This window comes from Kaistella treverensis (genome assembly GCF_900114045.1).
GTDB lineage: Bacteria > Bacteroidota > Bacteroidia > Flavobacteriales > Weeksellaceae > Kaistella > Kaistella treverensis.
The window spans coordinates 167630-193455 of the sequence record NZ_FORQ01000003.1; the positions used below are offsets into that span (position 1 = coordinate 167630).

Consider the following 25826-nt stretch of genomic DNA (forward strand, 5'->3'; position numbering starts at 1 on the left):
ATTTGAAAATGAAAGGCAACGTGTTATTCTTAAATTTTCAAATTAGCACATTGTCAAATCACCGCATCAATTTTACCACGCACAATTCGGATAAGTTCGCTGCATATATTGCAGTTCACATAATATAAAACCGAAATATTCCGTGTGATAGCCGGTTCTGGAACCTTTTTGCATAAAATCACTTTCCGGAATTTGTAAACCAAAAGTCTGGAAATCTTCAGAAATATTTTTTGACCACTTTTCGAGCAGATTTTTTGAATTCGGCACGATGTCCAATTTTGCTAAATCTTCTTCACCCGGCGTTTCCGCGAACATTCCGCCGGTGTATTCCCATAAATTTTCAACCGCATTTCGCAGGCGCATTTTGCTTTCTTCAGTTCCGCCCGCGAACATTTTTATCCATGTTGAAGTGTGCGTGTAGTGATATTTTACTTCTTTCAGCGATTTTTCAGCGATTGCAGAAAGCTGTTCATCACTGCTTTTCATTAATTCTGTGTAAAGAATTTTTTGGTAAACCGCAAAAAAATACACTTTTAGCAGCGTATTTGCGTAATCGCCGTTCGGAAGTTCCGAAAGCTGGCAGTTCAGATATTCTTTTTCCAAACGCAGAAAAGCCAGATCATCTTCCGATTTTCCTTCACCCTGAATTTGCGCCGCGTATTTATAGAAATTATTGCTTTGGCCCAGATAGTCCAGCGCGATGTTCGTCAGCGCAATATCTTCTTCCAGATACGGTCCCTGGCCACAAAGCTCGCCCAACCTTTGACCAAAAATCAAAGTATCATCAGCTAATTTCAAAGTATAATTAAAAAGTGGATTCATTTATTTGAAGCTTTAGGCTATAAGCTTTAAGCTATAAGCGTGCTGCTTATTGCCATTGCATATCGCGGTTTTACATGTTTTTCACATCATTCGGGATTTCGTAGAAAGTCGGGTGGCGGTAGAGTTTATCGTCTGCCGGATCGAAAAACGCTTCTTTATCAACACCTTCCGAAGTCACCAAATATTTGCTCGGAACCACCCAAATTGAAGTTCCTTCCATTCTGCGTGTGTACACGTCGCGTGCGGCCTGCAGCGCCATTTCTGCGGTTGCTGCCTGCACAATTCCCGCGTGTTTATGGGAAAGTCCGGGTTTTGTCTGGATGAAAACTTCCCACATATCTAAGTTGCTCATTAATCAAAAATTTATGGTTTTAAAGATAAAGATTTTTTTAAACTTTTTCTCCGTCTATGAAAATATGTTCGGCTTTTAAACTTCCCTGATAGTAAAGGATATTCTGAAAATTATCTGTTTTAAAGGTGACTAAATCAGCTTTCTTTCCGTTTTCCAAAGTTCCGCGGTCTTCCAGGTTTAAAGCAAATGCAGAGCGGAAAGTGATTCCGGCTAAAACTTCTGCCGTAGAGAGTTTTTCGAAAGTAGCTAAAATTGATGCTTGTGTAATCAAATTTCCCATTGGCGCGGAACCCGGATTCCAGTCGGAAGCGATGGCGAGAATTCCACCGGCATCAAGAATTTTTCGTGCCGGTGTAAACTTTTCACCTAAACCTAAACTCGCGCCTGGCAGCGCGGTGGCTACAGTGTTTGATTTTGCTAAAAATTCAATATCTTCATCGATCGTGGCTTCCAAATGGTCGGCAGATTTCGCGCCGACTTCCACTGCAATTCGCGAACTTCCGGAAGTGAATTGGTCTGCGTGAACTGTAATTTCAAAATCTAATTCTTTCGCTTTTAATAAAAAATTCCGGCTTTCTTCGGGTAAAAAAGCTGATTTTTCAATAAAAATATCGACTCTTTTGGCAAGATTTTCTGCTTTTACCTTGGGCAAAATTTCATCAATAATAAATTGTAAATATTCTTCAGAACTTCCGGTAAAATCTTTTGGTTTTAAATGTGCTGAAAGACAGGTCGGAATCAAGGTCGCTTTCGTAAAACTCTGCGCTTTTTTAATGACGCGCAGCATTTTCAGCTCATTTTCAACATCCAAACCGTAACCGGATTTTATTTCAATCGTGGTAATTCCGAGGGAAATTAGAGAATTTATTCTTTCTAAAACTGTCTGCAAAAGCTCATCTTCACTCGCTTTTCTGGTATGTAAAACCGAACTCCAGATTCCGCCGCCGCTTTCCGCAATTTCCAGATAAGTTTTTCCGGCATTTCGCAAAGCAAAATCGTTCGCACGATTTCCTCCGAAGCAAATGTGCGTGTGAGAATCTGTAAACGCTGGCAAACACACCTGTTCACCTTCAATTTCTTCAAGTTTAATTTGAGAAAATTCGGCCTTTAAAGCGGTAAAATTTCCGGTTTTTAAAATTGTTCCGTCTTTAACCAAAATTCCGCCATCAGTAATAATTTCCAGCTGCTCATCAGAAAGTTTTCCCCTCAGCGGCAGGTTTGCAAGCGTTACAATTTGTTTAAAAGGACCGATCAATTTCATAAGTGCAATTTAAAGTTTCAAAAAAAAGGCGTTTTAGGGCGAAAAAATTTAATTCTAAATATTTATGCTGTCTTTTTTAAATGGTCAAAAACCATTTTCGAAAGCGGAATAAACATTACGCCGGCGACAATAAAGGCGATAAAGGCTCTTTGAAGTCCGAAAGCACTTGCAAGATAACCAATTATCGGCGGTCCTAAAAACATCCCGACGGTAGAATAGGTGCTGATAATTGAAATTACAATTGGCACCGAATATTTTTTTGCTTTTCCGGCCAAAATAAAAGTCATCGGATAAAGCCCCGAAACGCCAAAACCTACCATACAAAACCCAATTAAAACGGGTACCAAATAAGGAAAAATGGTGGCGAGAAGTACGCCGCCTGTAATTAAAACCGAGCTGGTGATGTAGAGTTTCTGCATACCAAATCTGCCCATCAGATTATCGATGGTTAGCCGCGAAATCGTCATACAAACCATAAACAGCAAATATCCGTAGGTAAAAACTTCCTGATGCACGATTTCCTGCAGGTAAACGCCGTTCCAGTCGTACATTCCGCCTTCGCAGATCGCCGCGAAAAAAACCATGAATCCCAATAGTGAAATATATTTGCTGGGTTTCTGGAACCGGAACGGATTGCTGGTTTTTGCTTTGTCATTTTTAATTAGAAAAGGGAACATGCTAATGACAATAAGCAATCCGAGAGAAATTACCGCTAAAAAGTGCCAAAAAATTGAAACTTCAAATTTGATCATCAGCGTGGAAAATAGCACACCTAAAATTCCGCCGATACTCCAGACGCCGTGGAATTTCCCCATAATTTTTTTTTCAAATTTTTCCTGAATTGAAAGCGACTGCGTGTTTATCGCCACATTGATAACGCGCAGAGCGATTGAAAATAAAACCAAAGAAACGACCAGCGTAAACAGAGAAATTCCCCAACCGATTGAAAATAGAGAAAGCAGAAAAAGTACGCTCGCGAACTGTAATGGAATTCGGCTGTCATATTTTGCGACAAGCCAGCCCGACAGCGGAATACCGATAATTGCGCTTGCCGGCATAATCATCAGCAGGTTTCCCAAATCGCTTTCGCTGAGGTTAAATTGATCTTTGATGGTGGGAATTCGCGACGCCCAGGTTGAAAAACACATTCCCGATAACAGGAAATAAGCTGATAAAGCAACTCTTTGCTTTTGTGGTGTTGAAATCATTGGTGCAAAATTACGAATTTAGAAAGCGAAAACTTTTTTGATTTTTTTAAAAAAATGCCGTTTTAAGGCCGAAAAAATATCTCAGGAAAATTTTTGAATTTAAAAAAGATGGAAAAAATTCCCTTTTAAAATTTTATATCTTTGGATAAATTTTATAAAATGCCCGATTTTTTGCATCCGGATCAGGAGAATTTCTCCGCGGATGAGTTGATGTTAGAGGAAAAAATCCGCCCGCAGAGCTTTCAGGATTTTGCGGGTCAGCGCAAAACTTTGGATAATTTGGAAGTATTTGTTGCTGCGGCAAAAAACCGTGGCGGCGCCCTGGATCACGTACTGTTGCACGGTCCGCCGGGTTTGGGAAAAACCACATTAGCGCATATTATTGCGAATGAATTGGGCGTTGGTTGCAAAATAACTTCGGGGCCGGTTTTGGACAAGCCCGGAAGTTTGGCAGGTTTGCTAACGAATCTGGAGGAAAATGATGTGCTTTTCATCGATGAAATTCATCGGCTTTCTCCTATTGTAGAAGAATATCTGTATTCCGCAATGGAAGATTACAAAATCGATATTATGTTGGAAAGCGGCCCAAACGCGCGCAGTGTGCAGATCGGTTTAAATCCTTTTACATTGGTTGGTGCCACCACAAGAAGCGGAATGCTTACCAAACCGATGCTCGCCAGATTTGGAATTCAATCACGGTTGGAATATTATACCATTGAACTTTTATCGATGATTATCCAGCGCAGCGCGCGGGTTTTAGATGTAAAAATTTACGAAGATGCCGCGTTGGAAATCGCGCGCAGAAGTCGCGGGACGCCGAGAATTGCAAATGCACTTTTGCGACGCGTGCGTGATTTTGCTGAAATAAAAGGTAACGGAGAAATTGAAATTGAGATTACAAAATTTGCTTTAAACTCCTTAAATGTTGATGAATTCGGTCTTGATGATATGGACAACCGGATTATGCGAGTGATGATTGAAAATTTCCGTGGCAAACCGGTAGGAATTTCTGCTTTAGCAACTTCCATTGGGGAAAATCCGGAAACATTGGAAGAGGTTTATGAACCATTTTTAATTCAGGAAGGATTCATCATCAGAACGCCCCGCGGCCGCGAAGTCACTGAAAAAGCTTACAAGCATTTGAATATTTCGGTTCCGAGAAGACCTGATGAACTGTTTTAGCCCATTCAAAGATAAAATTGTTATTTTGTATGAATTGAAATTTGTCTCAAAAACAGATAAAAATAAACCTATTGTTTTATGAAACTCTATCCAATCCAGTGCGGAAAATTTAAATTAGACGGCGGAGCTATGTTTGGCGTGGTTCCGAAAAGCCTTTGGCAGCGTACAAATCCGGCGGACGAAAATAATTTAATTGAGCTCGGTACCCGCTCACTTTTGGTGGAAGACGGTAAAAAACTCATCCTCATCGATTGTGGTCTCGGCAACAAACAGGACGAAAAATTTTTCGGTCATTACTCGCTTTGGGGCGATGATAATTTGGATAAGAATCTTAAAAAATATGGTTTTGTAAGAGAAGATATTACCGATGTTTTCCTTACGCACCTTCATTTCGACCACTGCGGCGGCGCGATAGAGTGGAATGATGATAAAACAGGTTATCGTCCGGCTTTTAAAAATGCCAATTTCTGGACCAATGAAGAACACTGGAAATGGGCAACAGAACCGAATCCGCGTGAAAAGGCAAGTTTCCTTAAAGAAAATATTTTACCGATGCAGGAAAGCGGTCAGCTTCAGTTTTTACCGACACCACAAACCGGAAATTACGGTTTTGCACCGGATTTAAAAATGAATGTGATTTTCGTCGACGGTCATACAGAAAAACAAATGCTGCCGGTCATTCAATATCAAGAAAAAACGGTGGTTTTCGCGGCAGATTTAATTCCGACCGTGGGACATATTCCGCAGGTTTATGTGATGGGATATGACACGCGGCCGCTTTTGACCATGGAAGAAAAGGCAAAGTTTTTGAAGCAATGCGTGGATAACGAATACCTTTTATTTTTCGAGCACGACGCTCACAACGAACTCGCCAGCCTTAAAATGACTGAAAAAGGCATCCGTTTAGACGAAACCTTTTCTATGAACGAGGTTTTTGGCTATTAAAACATTAAAAATTTAAAAAAAATTATGATAGAAGAAGAAGCTGAACCTGAGCCCGGGGAAAAGACGAAAATTATCGGCGTAACCGGCGGAATCGGTTCCGGGAAATCTACTGTGTCCAAATTTATCGAAGAAGCGGGATTTCCTGTCTATTATTCGGATGTGCGCGCTAAAACAATTGTCAATGAAGATGCGCAATTGCGCGGAAAAATCACTGAGCTTTTAGGTGAAAAAGCATATAATCAGGAGGGTTTATACGACCGGAAATTTGTTGCAAATCTCGTTTTTAATGATCCTGATTTGCTTTTAAAATTGAACTCCCTCATTCATCCGGCCGTAAAGTTAAATTTCGAAAATTGGGTAAAACAGCAGTCAAAAAATCTGGTGTTTAAGGAAACTGCGCTTTTATTTGAACTGAAATTAAATGAAGATTGCTTCAAATCCATTTTGGTAACGGCGGACGACAACTGCAGATTGAAAAGAGTGATGGACCGCGACAACAAAACGTACCGCGAAGTAGAATCCATCATGCTGCGCCAGATGCCCGAAAAAGATAAGGTGAAAATGGCAGCTTTTGTTATTTTTAATAATGACGGTTTTGAGGAACTTCAGCGCGAAACTGAAAAAGTGCTCACTGAACTTCAAGCAATTTTATAAACGATAACTAGCCAGATTTTTTCTAAAAATTTGGCTTTTTAATGACCAAAATTTCCATTTTAAATTTTTCAATTAAACTTTTTATATTTTTTTAAATTCATTATGAATAAATTTTTTCGGCTCTGTTTTGCCCTTTTTTTCGGTTTTGCCTATTCCCAGGCTGATACCGCGCAGGTAGTTGTCGCTAACCGTTTTAATTCTCCCGAAGCGCAGCAAAAACCATATGTTATTTTGATTTCAACCGATGGTTTCCGCGCAGATTATGTAGAAAAATTTCAGGCAAAAAACCTGCAAAAAATGGCTGAAAATGGCGTTTCTGCAAAAGCGATGATTCCGAGTTTTCCAACCATTACTTTTCCGAACCACTGGAGCTTAATCACCGGTTTGTATCCATCGCACCACGGTTTGATTGACAATTACTTTTACGATTACAAGCGGCAGAAATCTTACGCGATGAGCAAACAGGAAGATGCTGAAAACGGTTCTTGGTACGGCGGCATGCCACTTTGGAGTTTGGCCCAAAAGCAAGATGTAGTTTCAGCTTCAATGATGTGGGTGGGTGCAGCAAGTGATGCCGGCGGAGCGAGACCAACTTATTATTACCATTACCACGAAAAATTTTCACCCGAAGAAAAAGTGGAAAAAGTAGTGAACTGGTTGAAACTTCCGATGGATAGAAGACCGCATTTCATCAGCTTATATTTCCCTGAAGTAGATTCGAAAGGCCATCATTTCGGGCCGGAAAGTGCCGAAACAGCAGCGGCGGTAAAACTCGTGGATGATGCGGTGGGAAGTTTGGTGAAGAAAGTGGACGATTTAGGCCTAAAAAATGTGAACTTTATTTTTGTTTCTGATCACGGAATGATTTCAGTAGATCGTGAAAATCCGCTGAAAATACCGGAAATTTTATTAAATAAAAACCGATTTGATTTTTACAATTCCATTACGCTGCTTCGCGTTGTGGTTAAAAATAAAAGCGAAATAAACTCGGTTTACCGTGAATTAAAGAAAAATAAAACACCTGATTACGAGGTTTATTTAACTAAAAGAATTCCGCGCAAGCTAAACTTTTCAACCAAAGAAGACCGCTACGAGCGGATTGGTAATCTAGTTTTGATGCCTAAAGCTCCGAAAATATTTCTGGAAGAAGGCAAAACCACTTCTGCGGGAAAACACGGTTACAATCCGTATAAAGTGCCGGAAATGAAAGCCGTTTTTATTGCGGACGGTCCGGCTTTTAAAACAGATAAAAAAATTGGTGAATTTAAAAATGTAAATGTGTACCCGATTGTAGCCGATATTTTAAAGCTAAAAATCACAGAACCAATAGACGGTACTCAAACAACAGCGAGAAAAGTTCTCGTAAAATAAATAAAAAATCCGGCCTCAAATGACCGGATTTTTTCGTTTTTCCAAAAGCTGTTAATTTTTCAGGGACGCCATATCAATGACAAATCGGTAGTGAACATCACTTTTTAGCATGCGTTCATACGCTTCGTTGATGTCCTGCATTTTAATCATTTCAATCTCCGGTAAAATATTGTGTTCACCGCAGAAATCGAGCATTTCCTGAGTTTCTTTAATTCCGCCAATCAGTGAACCGGCCACAGATCTCCTGCCCAAAACTACCGGAGGTGTGAAAAGAGCTTCCTCCATTTTTCCGATATAACCGACCAAAACTAAAGTTCCGCTGATGTTTAAAGTTGAAATATACGGGTTGATATCGTGATCGTATGGTACGGTATCGATTATCAAATCGAATTTTCCCTGTGCGGCTTTCATCTCATTTTCGTAGGTAGAAATCACTACGGCATCTGCGCCTAAATCCAAACCATCCTGAATTTTATCCGGACTGCGGGAGATTAAAGTTACCTCAGCGCCCAAACCTTTGGCCAGTTTAATGGCCATGTGACCCAAACCGCCCAAACCTACGACTGCGACTTTGCTACCTTCTTTTACGTTCCAGTGCTTAAGTGGCGACCAGGTTGTAATTCCCGCGCACAAAAGTGGTGCAACGGCTTTTAAATCTAAATTTTCCGGAATTTTCAAAACAAAAGCTTCATCTACGACCACTTTTTCGGAATAACCACCGAAAGTTTGTTGGTTTAAATGTTTGTCTTGACCGTTATAAGTTCCGGTGGAACCGTTCAGGCAATATTGTTCCAAATCCTGTTTGCAGCTTTCGCACTCGCGGCAGGAATCTACCAGACAGCCAACCCCAGCTAAATCGCCTACTTTAAATTTAGTGACTTCTGCACCGATTTTGGTAATTTTTCCGATAATTTCGTGTCCAGGAACTGCTGGATATTTCGTGCCGCCCCAATCGTTTCTCGCAGTGTGCAAGTCACTGTGACAAACGCCGCAGTACATAATTTCAATTTCAATGTCGGTAGGTAAAACTTCCCGACGCTCAATGTGCATTTCTTTCAAATCCTCATCTTTCGATGCGGTTCCGAAAGCTTTTATATTGGTCTCGCCCATATTTTATTTTTTCGTTTACGCAAATATACTGGCTACGGAAAAGAATGTGTGTTAATGAAGTATTAAAATTTTTCCGTGCTATTTGGCCATTTTATTCCGGAACCCAGACCGAAACATTTCCTGCCGGAACCGGAAAATTTCCCCAGCCGCTTTCGTCGATGGTTACTTTTTCTTCAAACCAGCCCAAATAATCGTAGAAATTGTGCCCTGCATATTGAATTCCCATTTCCATGGGTTTTTCGTAGGCATCTTTATTACTCAAAACCACCGCACAACCGGCGTGTTCTTCATCACCTTCGCGAATCCAGCCCAGACAGTTTGCATCTTCAAAATAATCACGCTGAATTCCGTACCCGAAAAATTGTCGTGCTTTCAGCAATTCCTCAATTTTCTCCACTTTATCCAGGAAAATTTCCTGGTCGTTGCCTTCTTTGTCTTTGTCAATGTAATGTGCACCAAATAAATCAGGATAAAAAATGCACGGATAACCATCCTGCCGAAGTAAAATTAAGGCGTAAGCTAAAGGTTTAAACCATTTTTCCACCGGAGCTTCCAGTTCCTGAAGCGGTTGCGTATCGTGATTATCCACCAAAGTTACCGACAAAAGTGGATTTGCAGAAGTTAGTGTTTCGTCGAAAATAGTACGTAAATCATACTCCGACCCGGAAAGCGATGCGATGTGAAAATTTTGCTGTAACGACGAATCGAAAAGGCTCATGGAACCTGCCGTTGCTTCGATATATTTTTCCAGAAGGGATAATTCTCCGGGCGCCCAATATTCGCCCACGGCAAAAATATTTTTGCCGGTATTTGCGCGTAAATTATAAAGCCATTCCTGATAAAATTCCGGCGACTGGTGTTTCACCGCATCCAGGCGGACCCCATCAAACTGAACCTGGTCATGATACCATTTTGCCCAATAATTCAGCTCTTCGCGTACGAAGGGATTTCGGTGTTCAATGTCATTGTACATTAAATAATCGTAATTTCCTTTTTCATCAGAAATCATTTCTTCCCAACCTTCGCAGTAATCCTGAATAATGCGGTAAATTCCTTCTTCCTCACCTTCGGCGAAATCAACTCCGGAAAAACAGGTGAAATTCCACTCAAAATCTGAATATTTGTTGCCTCTGCCCGGAAAAGTAAATTTGGTGTAAGATTCAATTTCAAAAGGTTCCGAAATATCTTCCTGGCGGTTTTCCGGATTTACTTTAATGACATGAAATTTTTCCATTTCATCACCGCCCGCTTTGTGATTCAAAACAATATCCACATACACTGAAATTTCTTCTTCCTGCAGAGTTTTGCACGCATTTAAATATTGTTCTTTGGTGCCATATTTTGTTGGAATTGTGCCTTTTTGGTCAAATTCGCCGAGGTCAAAAAGATCGTAAGGATCGTAACCTACGGAAAATCCGCCGCCCGAAGCTTTGTAAGCCGGGGGAAACCAAACCGCAGAAATTCCGAGCTCTTTTAAATAAGAAGCGGAATCTTTAATCTGGTCAAAAAGTTGCGCGTCGCCATCGGAATACCAATGGAAAAACTGAATCATCGTTGGATTCATATGCTTAAAAAATTTTAATGAAATAGAAAAATATCCCCTAATTTCGGCATATTTTTCTGTTTTATCTTCTTTAATGAAATTTAATTCCGGAAAAAAATTGAAGTTCAAATTAATCGAACTCCTCAAACGGAATTTTCAGCTGGACAGAAACCTGCTTTTTTTCCTGCGTGTTCAGGTTTGAAAGCGACAAACCGAGCAAACGAACCGGTTTATCGAACGGACGAAGTTCCCACAATTTTTTCGCCGTTTCGAAGAGGTTTTTTTCGTTTCCGAAATATTCTTCCTGCGTCTTACTACGCGTGTACACGGTGAAATCTTTGTATTTAATTTTTAAGGTAAAAGATTTTCCTTTAATTTCTTTCGTCAAAAGCCGCTTGTTCAGATCTTCGCTGATGATTTCCAGCTGCTTGAAAACTTCCTCCTCATCGAGCAGATTTTCCCAAAAAGTTTCTTCTACGCCGACGCTTTTCTGGATGCGGTGCGCTTTTACTTCGCTGTGATGAATTCCGCGCACGACATTATAATAATATGCGCCGGATTTTCCGAAAAGCCGCACGAGTTCTTCCAAAGATTTTTCTTTCAGGTGTAAACCTTTAAAAATGTGAAGTTCGTGCATTTTGTTTGCGGTAACTTTCCCGATCCCGTAGAATTTTTCAATCGGCAATTCTTCCATGAACTGCAGAATCTGTGTCGGATGAATGGTTTTCTGGCCATTCGGTTTGCGGTAATCTGAAGCTACTTTTGCTAAAAATTTATTCACCGAAATTCCGGCGGAAGCGGTGAGTCCGGTTTCTTCGAAAATCCTTTTACGGATTTCTCGCGCGATTTCCTGAGCAGAATCGATGTTTTTCTTGTTTTCGGTAACGTCCAGATAAGCTTCATCCAAAGAAAGCGGTTCCACCAAATCGGTAAATTCATAAAAAATTGCCCGTATTTGCAGCGAAATTTCTTTGTAACGCGCAAAGCGCGGTTTCACCACAATCAGATGCGGGCATTTTTCCATGGCAACTTTTCCCGGCATCGCAGAACGGATTCCATATTTCCGTGCTTCATAACTCGCCGCTGCCACTACGCCGTACATGCCGCCACCGACCACGAGTGGTTTTCCTTTCAGTTCGGGGAAATCATGTTGCTCTACAGACGCATAAAACGCGTCCATATCGACATGAATAATTTTTCGGTCGGTTTGCACGCTGCAAAATTAGGAAATGCACTTTAGATTTTCACCATTTCGCAAACCTTGGGATAAATGCCGTAAATTTGACTGAAAGTGACAAAAATTTAATTTAAAAAAATTTATGAACGACGATAAATTAGCAGTGCTCATCGATGCAGATAATGTCCCGTACAAAAATGTGAAGGAAATGCTGGAAGAAATTTCGCGCAGCGGAACACCAACCATCAAAAGAATTTATGCCGACTGGACAAAACCCACGGTTTCCGGCTGGAAAAATGTGCTGCTTGAAAACGCAATTACGCCGATACAGCAATACAGCTACACGACAGGAAAAAATTCCAGCGATAGCGCATTGATCATCGATGCGATGGACATTTTATACTCCGAAAAAGTTACCGGTTTTTGCATTGTTTCCAGCGACAGCGATTTTACACGTCTTGCGACACGACTTCGCGAAGCCGGTATGATGGTGATGGGTTTTGGTGAAAAAAAGACGCCGAAGCCGTTTATTTCTGCCTGCGATAAATTTATTTATTTGGAAATTTTAAATGACACCGAAGATTCTGAAAAGGAAACTGAAAATATTGCCACAAAAAAGCCCGAAAAAACGAAACGCAAAAAAGAACCGCTTAGCAAAGTAGATTCGCGTACGATTAAATTAATAACTGAAAGCATCAATGATTTGGGTGATGAAGATGGCTGGACTTTTCTTGGAAACCTCGGAAGTTTTATCATCAAAAAGAAACCCGATTTCGATCCGCGAAATTTCGGTTTTCCAAAACTTTTACCTTTAATTAAAAGCATCGGTAAAATTGAAATCGACGAAAGAGAAACCGGCGTAAAAAACATCAGGCATATTTATGTGCGTGTGAAATAACAGCACGATCCAAAACGAAAAAAAATGCCGCTAAAAGGGCATTTTTTTTATTTTTTGCTGAAATGTAATTTAGGAGTTATAATTTTTCACCACACCTTTTACAATTTTAATGACATTCGGCATTGCTTTATCTGCAGCTGCCAAGACTTCTTCGTGGGAAACGGTGAAGGCGATGTCCGGGCCACCCACATCGGTGATGATGGAAATCCCGAAACACTCCATTCCCTGATGTTTTGCGACAATTACTTCGGGCACAGTGCTCATCCCGACAGCATCGCCGCCGATGGCGCGAATCATTCCGTATTCCGCCGGTGTTTCAAAAGTTGGTCCCTGTAGCGCGACATAGCAGCCTTCGTGTGCAGTAATTCCGAGATTTTCGGCGGTATTTCGGGCAATTTTTATCATTTGCCGATTGTACGGTTCGCTCATATCCACGAAGCGTGGCCCAAATTCTTCCAGATTTTTTCCGCGCAGAGGATGTTCCGGTATCATGTTGATGTGGTCATTAATGATCATCACATCAGCCACATTAAAATCTGGATTCACACCGCCGGAAGCATTTGACAAGATTAAATTTTTAATGCCCAAAAGATGAAAAACGCGAAAAGGGAAAACCACTGTTTGAATATCGTGACCTTCATAATAATGAAATCTGCCGCTCATCATCAACACTTTTTTGCCCTCTAACAGACCAAAAATTAATTTTCCGCCATGACCGACAACCGTGGTTTGAGGGAAATTCGGGATTTCAGAATAATCCAAAACGTGAATCGGTTCTACTTCATCTTTTAATTTTCCCAAACCGGAACCTAAAACGATCGCAAAATCCGGTGTTTCATGAATAATGTTTTTGATGAATTGTGCGGTTTCTTTAATTTTTTCCAACATAGTTGAGGATGGTTTGGTTAAATTCTTCCTTCCGGTCGATGGTAATATTGATGGGCCAGTAGAAAACAAGGTCCCGAAGATAATCAAAAGTTTTCAGGCGAACGTAGTCTTTTTCGGTGGTCAGAATGAGCTTATACTCGCCGAGTTTTTTAAATTCTGCCAAAATATTTTTAATGTCATGATCGGTAAAATTATGATGGTCGCGAAACTTAAGATGTTTCACGCGGTCTGAAAATTTAGCTAAATGTTTGACGAGCGGTTTCGGATTTGCAATTCCGGTAATCAGCAAAATATCGTAATACGAAAGGTTATTATCCGGCAATATCTGAGTTTTCGAATATACATTCTCATCGTAACCAATACTCGAAAAAAATACTTTTTGGCCGTGACGCGGATTTATTCTCGAGATGAAAAATTGCTTTTTTTCCTCCGTCAAGTTTTCCGGAGATTTCGAAACCATGATGATTTGAGCGCGCCGCGCGCCACTTCGGCTTTCACGTAAATTTCCGGCAGGTAAAAGAAAATCTTTGAAATACGGATCTTCGTAATCGGTCATCAAAATATTAAAACCCGGTTTTATTGCGCGGTGCTGATAAGCGTCGTCCAAAATCAAAACTTCCAGATCCATATCTTTAGTGACTTTTTTGGCGCCGGGAACTCTTTCCTCTGAAACTGCGATGACGAAACGGTTTTTAAACCTTTCAAAAAGCTGCATGGCTTCATCGCCCACCGTTTTATAATTGCTGTCGTAGTTGGTAATGCCGTAACCTTTCGTTACGCGGCCGTAACCACGGGAAAGTACGCCGGTTTTATAATGTTTCGAGAGCAATTCTGCGAGGTACATCACCATCGGCGATTTTCCGCTGCCGCCAACGGAAAGATTTCCGACGTTGATAATCGGCGTTTTAAAGGCGGTCGATTTAGAAATTCCCCAATTATACATGGTGTTACGCGCTGCCGTAGCCACATGATAACCTAAGGAAAAAGGGTAGAGATACCATCTTTTCATAGAGGGCGAAATTACAATTTTTTAAGACTTCTAAAAAGGTGATTCTTTACATTTTTAAAGAAAAAATTAGCCGCTAAAAGCCAGTTTTTTTATAAAATCTCATATTAGTCGGTGGCTATTAAACAATTTGTTTAATTTTGCTTTTATTGTAAAATCTGATGAACAAAAAAAACATTGCCGTTGTAATGGGCGGCTATTCCGAGGAATATAAAGTTTCTCTAAAAAGCGGCCAACTGATTTTTGATTCCCTGGACCGTGAAAAATATAACGTTTATAAAGTCGTCATTTTAAAAGATGAATGGTATTTCGTCGACGATCGCGGTGTAAAAGCACCTATTAATAAAGCAGATTTTACGGTAGAATTAAGCAGTGGTTTTGAAGTGAAATTTGATGTCTGCTTTAATATTATCCACGGGAAACCCGGTGAAAATGGTGAACTTCAAGCGTATTGGAACACCATCGGGCAAAAATATACCGGCTGCGATTTTTACCAGAGCGCGCTCACCTTTAATAAAAAAGATACTTTGGCGGTTTTGTCAAAATACGGAATTCCGTCCGCGAAAAGTATTTATTTGCGCCACGGTGAAAATATTGACGAAGACCAAATTATTAAGGAACTCGGTTTGCCGCTTTTCGTGAAACCAAACCAATCCGGTTCCTCGCTTGGCATTTCTAAAGTAAAAGCGCAGTCTGAATTTCAAAAAGCTTTAGATTTCGCTTTCGCGGAAGATGAAGAAATATTAATCGAAAGCTTTCTGGACGGAATGGAAGTTTCCGTGGGCGCGGTCGATTTCAATGGTGAAACCATCGTGCTCGGTATTACGGAAATCGTGCCGGACAAAGAATTTTTCGATTATGAAGCCAAATACGAAGGCGCATCCGAAGAAATTACACCAGCCAGAATTGATGATGAAACGCGAAAACGTGTGGAAGAAATCACCATTAAAGCATATAATGCATTGGGAATGAGTGGCTTTTCGCGCAGCGAATTCATTATTATGGATGGAATTCCCTATATGTTGGAAATGAATACCAATCCAGGGTTTTCGCCCGCCTCAATTTTACCACAACAAGCTGCTTTTTACGGAATTTCCATCAAAGATTTGTGCGGAAATGAGGTAGAAAAAGCTTTAGCTAAAAAATAAAAATTTCAGATTCATAAAAGCCGAATTGAAATTGTAATTAAAACAACCATTTATGAGAGTTGCAGTTTTTCCGGGTTCTTTCGATCCGATCACGCTTGGTCACTACGATATTGTAGAAAGAGCGTACCCGTTATTTGACAAAATAATTATCGCGATCGGGCAGAATTCGCAGAAAAAATACATGTTTTCCCTGGAGCAGCGGATGCATTTTATCCGCGAGGTTTTCAAAGATTTTCCCAATATTGAAGTCGATCATTTTGAAGGTCTAACAATTGATTACTGCCACAGCAAAAACGTGAATTTCATACTTCGCGGCCTCAGAAATCCAGCAGATTTTGAATTTGAAAAAGCCATCGCGCAAACCAACCGAGAGCTCACCAAAAATAATTTAATAGAAACCATTTTCCTACTGACATCTGCCGGGAAATCCTTTATCAGCAGCAGTATTGTGCGCGAAATCATCAGTTTTGGCGGCAATTATGAAATTTTGGTTCCACCAGCTGTACGCGTTGCGCCTAAAACAAAATAAAGCGTGGAAGTTCAGCAAAACTTTAGTTTAGCCATCGAAATTTTGGGCACCATTGCTTTTGCGATGTCGGGCAGTTTTGCCGCGATGCAAAAGCGCCTGGATCCTTTCGGTGTACTGATTATTGCTTTTGTAACTTCCGTCGGCGGCGGTACAATTCGCGATCTGATCCTCGATGTACCGGTTTTCTGGATGCACGATATGGTCATTTGCAGCGTTATTTTCATCACCACGATCGTTTCGATGATTTTTAAATCGGTGGAAAAAAAGTTTAAAGTAACCTTGTTTATATTCGATAGTTTCGGTTTGGGACTTTTCACCATTATCGGAATTCAGAAAGGAATTAATGCTGATTTGCACCCACTGATCTGCATCACTTTAGGAACGATTACGGGTTGTTTTGGTGGAATCAGTCGCGATATTTTGCTGAACCGAATTCCGCTTATTTTCCGGAAGGAAATTTATGCCACGGCGTGCATTATCGGTGGAACCATTTTTTTAGGTTTGGTGAAATACAGTACGCTTTCTTACGCATTTGTTCAGGTTTCCACGATTTTGCTGATTGTCGCCATCCGTACTTTTGCGGTGAAATATCATTGGGAAATTCCGAAATTTTACGGCGTGGACAACAGTTCGGAAATGTAATATTTCACTTTGAAATTTAAAAAAAAATGCCGTTTTAGCCCGGTATTTTTCTGATTTAAAATTGGCCCGTTTTTTCAAGCGTAATCAAGAATTCAAGTCAAAAAATTAGCCGCTAAATGAGGGTTTTTTTTAATTAAAGTCTTCTGCGTAAACCAACTTCCACCGACAATGGCAAACATATAAACATAAAAAAAGCCCCTAAATGAGGCTTTTTTTTAATTTTTTATGAAATCAATATTAGTTGAATTTCCCACGCTGGCGCATATTCGGGTTGTGCATGTGTTTCTGCATTGACGGCATTTTCAGCTGGTCTTTCAGCATCTTTATCTGGTCTGTCATCATTCCGGCCGAGTCCAGGCGTTTGGCTTCTTCCAGAAGTTTCTGCGCTTCCTGGCGACGGCCTTTTTGCATGGCTCCGGCAGCGATATTTAATGTTGCCATCGCGCGGTCATGTTTCATATTTAAACCAAATTCCAACGCTTTTTTCATAAAAGGCTCAACTTTAGCCGGATTTTCCTGAGCTAAAGTCAGTCCCTGTAAATAATGGAAATAACCGTACTGCGATCTGTGCAGCTGCGACTCATAATTGGTGATTTTCGAAAGCCAGTGCGCAGCTTTTACCATATTCTGTTTTCGCATGTACCAGAAAGCCGCCAAAATATATTCGTTTTTGAAAAAAAGTAAAATCGGGATCGCGGAAAGAATTACCAAAACGATTCCCCAGCCGATATTTCTATTCATCATCAGATATACTCCGGCTGCGATAATCAGCGCTGCGATAACGAATTTCAGGTATTTATTCATTGTTAAATTTTAGTGGTGCAAAGATAATAATTTGTGCTAAAAAGAAACAGCACAATTTCAGGCTTATTTTTCGAGTTTTACCTTTCGCTCGTAGGTTTGAAAGCAAAAGTCAAAAGCATTTTTTTCGTCCTTTTCGTGGCAAATTTCTTCAGTTTTCTCCCAGATTTTTGGGTTGATTTTCGGAAAGAAAGTATCAGCTTTCAGCGTGGTTTTTACCAGCGTAACTTCCAGTTTATCGGTAACATCCATCGTTTGTTCGTAAATTTTGCCGCCGCCGATGATGAAAATATTTTCATCGATTTTTTTAGCAAATTTCAGTGCTTCCTTAATACTTCCAACGATCAGAATTCCTTCTTCAAACCAATCTTTTTTGGTGCTGATGACAATGTTGGTACGGTTTGGCAAGGCTTTACCGATGCTTTCGTACGTCTTGCGGCCCATGATCACGGGATGCTCTGTGGTAATTTCTTTAAAATGTTTTAAATCGGTTGGTAAATGCCAAAGCATTTGATTTTCAGCACCAATTTCATTGTTTAAGCCCATGGCGACGACCGCTGTAATCATTTTAAAGTAATTTGCCACAAATTTAGCACATATATTGTATATTTGGGTAGCAATAAAAATTAAAAAAATTAATAAACTATGAGAAATAAAGGTTGTATGAGCGCCGGAACCATCGGTATTGCTCTCCTTGTAATTGCTGCTATCCTGTTTTTCTGGGGTAAAAATGGCTACAATAATTTTGTCACCAAAGAACAGAACGTAAACACCAAATGGTCTAACGTTGAAACCGTATATCAAAAACGTGCGAACCTGATTCCAAATCTGGAACGTACCGTAAAATCATATTCGCAGTTCGAGCAGGAAACTTTAACCAAAGTAATTGAAGCGCGTTCTAAAGCAACTTCTATTACTGTGGACCCTACAAATATGACCGAAGCTGATATGGCGAAATTCCAGGCGGCGCAAGGTGAATTAAGCGGTGCTTTGAGCAGATTGATGGCGGTTGTGGAACAATATCCAAACTTGAAAGCGGATCAGCAATACCTGAATTTTCAAAGAGAATATACCGCGATTGAAAACAGCATCCGAAGCGAGACCGTTTATTACAATGAAGCGGCGCAGGATTACAATACTTCGATAAAGACTTTCCCGAATAATATTTTGGCAAACTTTACCAACTTTAAAGAAAAACCATACTTTAAAGCGGATGCAGGTGCGCAAAAAGCGCCGGAAGTTTTCACTAACTAATGAACAGTTTTCTCACAGATTCTGAAATGGCTTCTCTCGTAGAAGCCATTAAAACCGCCGAAGATCATTCTACTGGTGAAATCCGTATTCACATAGATTCCCAAACCGAAGGCAACAACGCAGAAATTGCTTTTGAGGTTTTCAAGATGTTGTGCGAAGGAAAAACCGCGGAAAAAAATGCCGTGCTTTTTCATGTAAATTTTGAGCAGCACTATTTGACCATTATCGGTGATGAAGGAATTCACAAAAAAGTACATCAGCACTTCTGGGACAAAATGCATGACCAGATTACGAGGGATTTTGCGGTGGGAAAATACCACGACGGTTTGAAAAAGGCGATTTTAGAAACTGGTTTGGAACTAAAAAAACATTTCCCGATTTCGGGCGAAAATCCCAATGAAATTTCGAATGAGATTACTTTCTCGTAAATATATTTTCCTTTTTTTATTTTTAGGTTTTAGCATCTATGCTTTTGCCCAAAAAATACCTGAAAAGCCGGCAATTTTATATCCGGTTACCGACGAAGTTGGTTTATTAACGCAGACTGAAAAAGATCAGCTGAACCAGAAACTGATCAAATTTGCCGACAGTACTTCCACAGAGATAGCCGTCATCATCATTCCAAATACTGGCGGTGAAGATGTAAATTATCTCGCAACGATGTATGGTGAAAAATGGGGAATTGGCCAGAAAGAAACAGACAACGGAATTGTTTTTCTGATTGCGACCGAAGATCACACGATGTCTATTCAACAGGGACGCGCGGTGGAGCAATATTTAACCGCATCAGTCGCAGGGCAGATTCTGGATTATATTGTGACGCCGAATTTCAAGCAGGGATTGTGGTATGAAGGAATCAACCGCGGGACCACCGCTTTGATGGAAGCCGTGCAGGGAAAATTTAAACCGATTGTTAAAGATACCTTGGAAGACAGTTTGTCGCCCGCGCAAATTATGATTATCGCATTTTTTGTTTTCATCATCCTGAGTTTTCTGTTTCGAAACCGTGGCGGTGGCCGAGGCCGAAATGGTGATGATGAAGATGTAATTCTCTCACGTCGCGGACGAAGATCTTACCCTGGCGGATTTTTCCCATTCCCGGGAAGTTTCGGCGGCGGCGGTTCTGGCGGCGGATTTGGAGGTGGCGGTTTCGGTGGCTTTGGAGGCGGCGGAAGTTTCGGCGGTGGCGGCGCGTCTGGTGGCTGGTAAATTAAAATGAACAGATTTTAAATGAAAAAAATCAGCCGTTAAAAGGGCTGATTTTTTCATTTTAGCAATTATATATTACTGAATGTTCACGCTGCCACCGCTGCTTTCGGTTTTGCTGATTACATTTAAGTTTCCAGCTTTTCGGATCGTAATATCACCGGAAGAACTCGCGCGCGCTGAAAGTTGGTTTTTCACTGCCAAGCTTACGGAACCGCTGCTTGAAGCTTCAATATCTGCATTCGCTGCCGTAGCTTTCCGCGCATCCAAGGTGCCGGATGATGAGGCATGAAGTTTTGCATTTTTGGTTTCACCGGAAACAATAATGTCGCCGGAAGAAGAAACTTCAGCATCAAAATCTACTGCCCATATTTTTCCGGTGAAGGTGCCGGAACTTGAAACATCGATGGTAAGTTCGTTGGCTTCTAAATTCCCCGTAACTGAACCTGAACTTCCAACTTTAACTTTAGTTTTATCCTGAGTAAACTGATCTTTTATATCAATTGAGGCGGAAGAATTTGCTTCAACTTTGGAAAAATCTTTAGCAAAAATTTTCACCGCTACATTTCGCGCAGAAATATTAAGTCCGGGTTTGAAATGGATATAAAGTTTTCCGTTTTTATTTTCTACCAAAACATCATCAATGATATCGGATGGTGCGCTTAAAACTACTTTTTCGGTGTTTGCTTTTACAATTTCCGCGTTGATGGATTGTGAAACTTTAATTTCATCAAAATTACCTTTAAACTCTTTGTTTTTAATTATTCCTTTTCCTTCTTTAGTCTGGAAATTCAGCGAAAAACCGTTGTCTGACTTTATGGAACAGGAATTAAAAAAAAGCACTGCACAGCAGCCAAAAATTAGAGATTTTTTCATGGTTTAGTTTGTTTTCAGGGTTTATTTGTTAAAGATAAATTTAAAATTAATACCTTTATCTTTAAATAACAATTCAAGAATGAAAAATATTACATCTGTTTTTTTAATATCTTCTCTGGCGTTAACTTCCGCCTGTACTACTATGAAAACAACCGAAAACGCATCCACAGAAATTGCGATTCCAGACGTAATGGCAAATAATCCTTTTTTAAAGAAAAGTTCACTGCAATATCAGGCACCGGAATTTGACAAAATTAAAGACGAACATTTCAAACCGGCTTTTGATTACGGAATGAAAGTTCAGCTGGCAGAAATTGAAGCAATCGCTAACAATACTGCGGCGCCAACTTTCGAAAATACTATTGTGGCGCTGGAAAACAGCGGTGAAGTTTTAAAAAGAGCACAGCTTGTATTCTATAATCTTACCGGCTCTAATACCAATCCGGGCTTGCAGAAATTAGAAGAGGAATACGCACCGGTTTTTTCGGCTTTGAGCGACAAAATTTATCTGAACGAAAAATTATATTCAAGGATTAAAGCCATTAAAACTGACAATTTAGGTTCCGAAGAAAAACGAGTTTTAGAATTATATACCACCAATTTCGATCTTGCCGGCGCAAATCTTTCACCGGAAAATAAAGCGAAGGTGAAAAAAATCAATGAAGAACTGGCAACGCTTTCTACGCAGTTTTCGAGCAAATTATTGGATGCCAGAAAAGAAGGTGCACTTCTCATCGCTGATGTAAAAGAGCTGGACGGACTTTCAGCAGACGAAATTGCCGCGGCTGCAGCCGATGCAAAAGCTGCCGGAAAAACCGGTTATCTTTTGGCTTTACAAAATACGACGCAGCAGCCTTTGCTTCAAAATCTTAAAAACCGCGAAACGAGAGAAAAGTTATTCCGCGCTTCGTGGTTCCGCGCACAGAAAGGGGACGAAAATGACACCAGAGCTATTCTGGAAAAAGAAGCGAAGCTTCGCATGGAAAAAGGCCATTTAATGGGCAAAAAATCTTTCGCAGAATGGAAGTTACAGGACCAGATGGCGAAAACTCCGGAAAATGCGATGAATCTTTTAGCGCGTTTGGCAACACCAGCCGTGGCAACTGCAAAACGTGAAAGCGATGAAATTCAGGCGCTGATTGACAAGCAAAAAGGTGGTTTTACCGTAGAGCCGTGGGACTGGAATTTCTTTGCAGAGCAGGTTCGTAAAGCAAAATATGATCTGGATGAAAACGAAATTAAACCATATTTCGAAGTAACGACCGTTCTCGAGAAAGGTGTTTTCTATGCCGCAGAAAAATTCTACGGTATAACCTTCAAGGAAAGAAAGGATTTGCCGGTTTATCATCCAGATGTGGTGGCTTACGAAGTTTTCGATAAAGACGGAAAATCAATGGCACTTTATTACCTGGATTTTTATACCCGTAGCAATAAAAACGGCGGCGCGTGGATGAGCAACTTTGTTGAGCAGTCGCATCTGCTAGGCCAGAAACCTGTGATTGTTAACGTTTTCAATTACCAGAAACCGGCGGAAGGAAAACCCTCGTTGATTTCATATGACGATGTAACTACGATGTTCCATGAGTTTGGGCACACTTTGCACGGTTTATTTGCAGACCAGAAATACATTTCGATTTCCGGGACCAATGTTCCGCGTGATTTCGTAGAATTTCCGTCGCAAATCAATGAATTTTTTGCGCTGGAACCTTCAGTTTTGAAAAATTACGCCATTCATTACGAAACTAAAAAACCAATGCCAAAGGCGTTAGTTGATAAAATTAAAAAAGCCGGAACTTTCAACCAGGGTTATTCTACCACAGAACTTGTTTCTGCAGCGACTCTGGATATGAACTGGCATTCGGTAACCGACGAATCGCAGTTTAAACCAACTTTGGAATTTGAAAAAGATGTCTTGGCGAAATACGGATTCAACCTTACTGAAGTTCCGCCAAGATACCATTCGCCATACTTTGCGCACATTTGGGGCGGCGGATATTCTGCAGGTTATTACGCCTATATGTGGAGCGACATGCTGAACGCCGACGCGTGGGATTGGATCTCCAATCACGGCGGAATGACGCGTGAAAACGGTGACCGTTTCCGGAAGTATATTCTGTCTGTAGGAAATTCAAAAGATTTGAACGAGGCCTATAAAGAATTTACAGGCCGTGAGGCAGATTTGAAACCTTTACTGAAAAGCAAAGGCTTTATCAAATAAAATCAACCACAAAATAACTGATACAAAACCGCAGATTTTTTCTGCGGTTTTTTTTGGCGCTATTCAGGCAAATTTTTTCAGTTAAACTTATTACAGAAATGTAAAAGAATCAGATTTTGATGAATAAATTTTTTGGATGTTTTTCGGGCAAATTTTTTCAGAATGCCGTACGCGCACCCGTCGGATGAAAAACTACCTGAACTTCTAGCCCGGGTGCAGCGGAAATCCTTTTTTTGCGGCTGAACTCCGCGGAGGAAAAAAAAGATTGCAGCGGAGACCGGTGATCATCTTGTTAGAAGAGAAAACCGTGTTGCTCCCGAAAAATATTCTTAATTTTGTGTAAAAGTTTATATAATGCCAAAAATTTCTGAAAGAGCACAACATATGCCCGCCTCGCCGGTGCGAAAACTGGTTCCTTATGCCTTGCAAGCCAAGCAAAAAGGAATTAAAGTTTATCATTTAAACATTGGTCAGCCAGATATTGAAACGCCAAAATCTGCGCTGGATGCCGTTAAAAACAATGATTTGAAGATTTATGAATATGCACTTTCTGAAGGGAATTTGAATTACAGAACGGCGCTGAACAATTATTACCATTCTTTGGGTTTTACCGATTTGACAACGGATAATTTCATTGTAACCAACGGTGGTTCGGAAGCGCTGAATTTTGCGATTTCCACCTTGTGTGATGATGGTGACGAGGTGATCATTCCGGAACCGTATTATGCGAATTATAACGGTTTTGCGAGTTCTTTTAATGTGAATGTGGTGGCGGTTTCGTCTACCATTGAAACGGGATTTGCTTTGCCGCCGGTAGAAGATTTTGAAGAGAAAATCACCGATAAAACGCGCGCAATTTTGATTTGCAATCCGGGAAACCCGACGGGTTATCTTTACACGCGTGAAGAATTGCAGAAACTGGCTGATATTGCTAAAAAACACGATATCGTAATTATTTCTGATGAGGTTTACCGCGAATATGTGTACGACGGAAAACAGCAAATTTCTATGTTTGAATTTCCGGAAATTTCGGAAAACTGCATCATCATTGATTCTGAATCCAAAAGATATTCGATGTGCGGGGTGCGCATCGGTTTTATGGTAACGCGTTCTAAAAAAATTCATGATGCGGCGATGCTTTTCGCGCAGGCACGATTGAGTCCGGTTTTGTTGGGACAAATTGCGGCAGCTGCGGCACACGAAAACGATTCTGAATATATTTTAAAAGTTCGGGCTGAATATACGCACCGCAGAAATGTTTTGGTGGATTTGCTGAACGGTATTCCGGGCGTGATTTGTCCGAAACCGAAAGGCGCTTTTTACTGCGCGGTAGAACTTCCGGTGGATGATACCGATAAATTTGCGCAATGGCTGCTGGAAAGTTATTCGAACAACAACGAAACCATAATGGTGGCGCCAATGAGCGGTTTTTACAGCGATCCGGAATTGGGCAGAAAACAGGTCAGAATAGCGTACGTTTTAAAAGAAGAAGATTTGCGCCGAAGTGTAGAGCTTTTAAGCGACGCACTAGAAAAATATAAGCTGGAGTTCAATCTTTAGTAAAATCAAAAAAAAGCGGGTTTTAGCCCGTTTTTTTTAATATTTTAAATACATGAAGATTCAGGAAAACTATTCTTTAAAAAATTACAATACTTTCGGCGTTGATGTTTCGGCAAAATATTTTGCAGAAGTCACTTCTGAAAACGAACTTATCGAGGCATTGCAATTTGCAAAAAGACAGGCTTTAAGACCGTTATTTGTAGGTGGCGGAAGTAATATTTTATTTACCAAAGATTTTGAAGGTTTGGTCATTCAGTTAAATTTACAAGGAATTACGGAGGAACTTTTGAGTGATGATGAAGTTTTGGTGACTTCAAAAGCCGGTGAAAACTGGCATGAATTTGTGCAGTTTTGTCTGGAAAAAAATTATGGCGGACTTGAGAATTTGTCATTGATTCCGGGGAATGTGGGTACGTCGCCGATGCAGAATATTGGTGCGTATGGCCGGGAAATTAAAGACAGTTTTGTAAGTTGCAAAGTTTTGAACCTTGAAACTTTGGAAACTGAAATTTTCATTAATGAAGAATGCAAGTTCGGTTACCGCGAATCGATTTTTAAACGTGAGCGAAAAGGTGAATTTGTGATTCTTGAAGTTACCTTTAAACTGACCCGGAAAAATCATCAGCTGAAAACGGAATATGGCGCGATAAAAACTGAGCTGGAAAAGATGGGAATTGAAAATCCGACGATTCAGGAAATTTCCGCGGCGGTCATTAACATCAGACAAAGCAAATTGCCGGACCCAAAAATTCTGGGCAATGCGGGCAGTTTTTTTAAAAATCCATCGATCACCAAAAATCAGTTTTTAGAAGTGCAGAAAAAATATCCGGACATGCCGAATTATCCAAACGGTGATTTGGTGAAAATCCCGGCGGGCTGGCTCATCGAACAATGTGGCTGGAAAGGCAAACAGATTGGAAATGTGGCGTCGCACGAGTTGCAGGCTTTGGTAATCGTGAACAAAACGGGAAAAGCGAGCGGACAGGAAATCTATGATTTTTCGGCGCAGATCATTGATTCGGTGGCAGAAAAGTTTGGTATTGAGCTGGAAAGGGAAGTGAACATCCTGTAAAATTGTGGGGAATGGTTTGGAGAAAAATTCGGGGCTTATTTGTTTGATTTTGTAGAAAATAAATCTGAATTATATTTGTCTAACTAAAAAATTCTTCGTTATT

Annotated in this window: 26 protein-coding genes; 14 read left to right on the forward strand and 12 right to left on the reverse strand. The window is 40.5% G+C overall.

The genetic code is table 11. The features are described from left to right. Nucleotides 1-72: 72 nt before the first annotated feature. The 4 genes from paaC to BMZ55_RS08995 all read right to left on the reverse strand — a co-directional run bounded on the left by paaC (nucleotide 73) and on the right by BMZ55_RS08995 (nucleotide 3643). Entirely contained in the window at nucleotides 73-822 is a 750-nt protein-coding gene (paaC, locus tag BMZ55_RS08980; RefSeq protein ID WP_089820052.1) for a 1,2-phenylacetyl-CoA epoxidase subunit PaaC, read from the reverse strand. 70 nt (nucleotides 823-892) lie between these two features. Beyond that, nucleotides 893-1174 carry a 1,2-phenylacetyl-CoA epoxidase subunit PaaB gene (gene paaB, locus BMZ55_RS08985; protein ID WP_039341363.1) on the reverse strand — a complete coding sequence of 94 codons (282 nt, stop codon included), beginning with the start codon at nucleotides 1172-1174 and terminating at the stop codon, nucleotides 893-895. A 37-nt stretch (nucleotides 1175-1211) separates the two neighbouring features. After that, the gene (hutI, locus tag BMZ55_RS08990) at nucleotides 1212-2435 is read right to left on the reverse strand and encodes an imidazolonepropionase (protein ID WP_089820053.1); all 1224 of its coding nucleotides are present in this window, start codon (nucleotides 2433-2435) and stop codon (nucleotides 1212-1214) included. Between the two features lie 62 nt (nucleotides 2436-2497). Next, nucleotides 2498-3643, reverse strand: coding sequence for an MFS transporter (locus BMZ55_RS08995; protein ID WP_089820054.1), 1146 nt, complete (start codon nucleotides 3641-3643; stop codon nucleotides 2498-2500). Nucleotides 3644-3802: 159 nt separating this feature from the next. On the opposite strand from BMZ55_RS08995, the gene ruvB reads away from it, so the two are divergent. From ruvB to BMZ55_RS09015, 4 genes are all read left to right on the forward strand, one after another. Further along, a complete protein-coding gene (gene ruvB, locus BMZ55_RS09000) occupies nucleotides 3803-4825 on the forward strand; it encodes a Holliday junction branch migration DNA helicase RuvB (protein ID WP_089820055.1) in 1023 nt (340 codons plus the stop codon). 78 nt (nucleotides 4826-4903) lie between these two features. Continuing rightward, nucleotides 4904-5770, forward strand: a complete 867-nt coding sequence (locus BMZ55_RS09005) for an MBL fold metallo-hydrolase (protein ID WP_089820056.1) — start codon at nucleotides 4904-4906, stop codon at nucleotides 5768-5770. A 24-nt stretch (nucleotides 5771-5794) separates the two neighbouring features. Next, nucleotides 5795-6424, forward strand: a complete 630-nt coding sequence (gene coaE, locus BMZ55_RS09010; protein ID WP_089820057.1) for a dephospho-CoA kinase — start codon at nucleotides 5795-5797, stop codon at nucleotides 6422-6424. Between the two features lie 102 nt (nucleotides 6425-6526). After that, entirely contained in the window at nucleotides 6527-7795 is a 1269-nt protein-coding gene (locus tag BMZ55_RS09015) for an alkaline phosphatase family protein (RefSeq protein ID WP_089820058.1), read from the forward strand. 51 nt (nucleotides 7796-7846) lie between these two features. Here BMZ55_RS09015 and BMZ55_RS09020 read toward each other — a convergent pair whose 3' ends face one another. The 3 genes from BMZ55_RS09020 to dinB all read right to left on the reverse strand — a co-directional run bounded on the left by BMZ55_RS09020 (nucleotide 7847) and on the right by dinB (nucleotide 11628). Next, nucleotides 7847-8905, reverse strand: coding sequence for an NAD(P)-dependent alcohol dehydrogenase (locus BMZ55_RS09020; protein WP_089820059.1), 1059 nt, complete (start codon nucleotides 8903-8905; stop codon nucleotides 7847-7849). A gap of 91 nt (nucleotides 8906-8996) precedes the next feature. Beyond that, on the reverse strand, nucleotides 8997-10469 hold the full coding sequence (locus BMZ55_RS09025) for an alpha-amylase (protein WP_089820175.1): 1473 nt from the start codon (nucleotides 10467-10469) through the stop codon (nucleotides 8997-8999). A gap of 109 nt (nucleotides 10470-10578) precedes the next feature. Beyond that, nucleotides 10579-11628 carry a DNA polymerase IV gene (gene dinB, locus BMZ55_RS09030; RefSeq protein WP_233701935.1) on the reverse strand — a complete coding sequence of 350 codons (1050 nt, stop codon included), beginning with the start codon at nucleotides 11626-11628 and terminating at the stop codon, nucleotides 10579-10581. A 139-nt stretch (nucleotides 11629-11767) separates the two neighbouring features. Here dinB and BMZ55_RS09035 point away from each other — a divergent pair, with 139 nt between their 5' ends. Next, complete coding sequence (locus BMZ55_RS09035; protein WP_089820061.1) at nucleotides 11768-12523, forward strand: NYN domain-containing protein; 756 nt, start codon at nucleotides 11768-11770, stop codon at nucleotides 12521-12523. Between the two features lie 69 nt (nucleotides 12524-12592). Here BMZ55_RS09035 and BMZ55_RS09040 read toward each other — a convergent pair whose 3' ends face one another. Together BMZ55_RS09040 and lpxK are read right to left on the reverse strand one after the other, a co-directional pair. Then, entirely contained in the window at nucleotides 12593-13411 is an 819-nt protein-coding gene (locus tag BMZ55_RS09040; protein ID WP_089820062.1) for a purine-nucleoside phosphorylase, read from the reverse strand. Then, a complete protein-coding gene (gene lpxK, locus BMZ55_RS09045) occupies nucleotides 13395-14420 on the reverse strand; it encodes a tetraacyldisaccharide 4'-kinase (protein ID WP_089820063.1) in 1026 nt (341 codons plus the stop codon). Before lpxK ends, BMZ55_RS09040 begins: the two co-directional genes overlap by 17 nt. 158 nt (nucleotides 14421-14578) lie before the next feature. Between lpxK and BMZ55_RS09050 the strand changes: the two genes are divergently transcribed. From BMZ55_RS09050 to BMZ55_RS09060, 3 genes are all read left to right on the forward strand, one after another. Continuing rightward, a complete protein-coding gene (locus tag BMZ55_RS09050) occupies nucleotides 14579-15565 on the forward strand; it encodes a D-alanine--D-alanine ligase (RefSeq protein ID WP_089820064.1) in 987 nt (328 codons plus the stop codon). Between the two features lie 52 nt (nucleotides 15566-15617). Further along, the gene (gene coaD / locus BMZ55_RS09055) at nucleotides 15618-16094 is read left to right on the forward strand and encodes a pantetheine-phosphate adenylyltransferase (RefSeq protein WP_039341328.1); all 477 of its coding nucleotides are present in this window, start codon (nucleotides 15618-15620) and stop codon (nucleotides 16092-16094) included. Between the two features lie 63 nt (nucleotides 16095-16157). Continuing rightward, nucleotides 16158-16736 carry a trimeric intracellular cation channel family protein gene (locus BMZ55_RS09060; RefSeq protein WP_089820176.1) on the forward strand — a complete coding sequence of 193 codons (579 nt, stop codon included), beginning with the start codon at nucleotides 16158-16160 and terminating at the stop codon, nucleotides 16734-16736. A gap of 237 nt (nucleotides 16737-16973) precedes the next feature. On the opposite strand, the gene BMZ55_RS09065 is transcribed toward BMZ55_RS09060, so the two are convergent. Further along, nucleotides 16974-17540: a hypothetical protein gene (locus BMZ55_RS09065; protein WP_089820065.1), complete on the reverse strand. Its 567-nt coding sequence runs from the start codon at nucleotides 17538-17540 to the stop codon at nucleotides 16974-16976. Between the two features lie 63 nt (nucleotides 17541-17603). After that, nucleotides 17604-18104 carry a dihydrofolate reductase gene (locus tag BMZ55_RS09070; RefSeq protein WP_089820066.1) on the reverse strand — a complete coding sequence of 167 codons (501 nt, stop codon included), beginning with the start codon at nucleotides 18102-18104 and terminating at the stop codon, nucleotides 17604-17606. Between the two features lie 78 nt (nucleotides 18105-18182). Between BMZ55_RS09070 and BMZ55_RS09075 the strand changes: the two genes are divergently transcribed. From BMZ55_RS09075 to BMZ55_RS09085, 3 genes are read left to right on the forward strand one after another with little or no spacing between them, the layout of a single operon-like run. Next, on the forward strand, nucleotides 18183-18791 hold the full coding sequence (locus BMZ55_RS09075) for a LemA family protein (RefSeq protein ID WP_089820067.1): 609 nt from the start codon (nucleotides 18183-18185) through the stop codon (nucleotides 18789-18791). Further along, a complete protein-coding gene (locus BMZ55_RS09080; protein WP_089820068.1) occupies nucleotides 18791-19219 on the forward strand; it encodes a TPM domain-containing protein in 429 nt (142 codons plus the stop codon). Before BMZ55_RS09075 ends, BMZ55_RS09080 begins: the two co-directional genes overlap by 1 nt. After that, nucleotides 19200-20000: a TPM domain-containing protein gene (locus BMZ55_RS09085; RefSeq protein WP_089820069.1), complete on the forward strand. Its 801-nt coding sequence runs from the start codon at nucleotides 19200-19202 to the stop codon at nucleotides 19998-20000. The genes BMZ55_RS09080 and BMZ55_RS09085 overlap by 20 nt, the downstream gene beginning before the upstream one ends. Before the next feature lie 75 nt (nucleotides 20001-20075). On the opposite strand, the gene BMZ55_RS09090 is transcribed toward BMZ55_RS09085, so the two are convergent. Next, nucleotides 20076-20873, reverse strand: a complete 798-nt coding sequence (locus BMZ55_RS09090) for a head GIN domain-containing protein (RefSeq protein WP_089820070.1) — start codon at nucleotides 20871-20873, stop codon at nucleotides 20076-20078. 79 nt (nucleotides 20874-20952) lie between these two features. On the opposite strand from BMZ55_RS09090, the gene BMZ55_RS09095 reads away from it, so the two are divergent. From BMZ55_RS09095 to murB, 3 genes are all read left to right on the forward strand, one after another. Continuing rightward, nucleotides 20953-23091 carry a M3 family metallopeptidase gene (locus BMZ55_RS09095; protein WP_089820177.1) on the forward strand — a complete coding sequence of 713 codons (2139 nt, stop codon included), beginning with the start codon at nucleotides 20953-20955 and terminating at the stop codon, nucleotides 23089-23091. Between the two features lie 354 nt (nucleotides 23092-23445). Then, a complete protein-coding gene (locus BMZ55_RS09100; RefSeq protein ID WP_089820071.1) occupies nucleotides 23446-24651 on the forward strand; it encodes a pyridoxal phosphate-dependent aminotransferase in 1206 nt (401 codons plus the stop codon). Nucleotides 24652-24703: 52 nt separating this feature from the next. Next, a complete protein-coding gene (gene murB, locus BMZ55_RS09105; RefSeq protein WP_089820072.1) occupies nucleotides 24704-25723 on the forward strand; it encodes a UDP-N-acetylmuramate dehydrogenase in 1020 nt (339 codons plus the stop codon). Nucleotides 25724-25826: the final 103 nt, after the last annotated feature.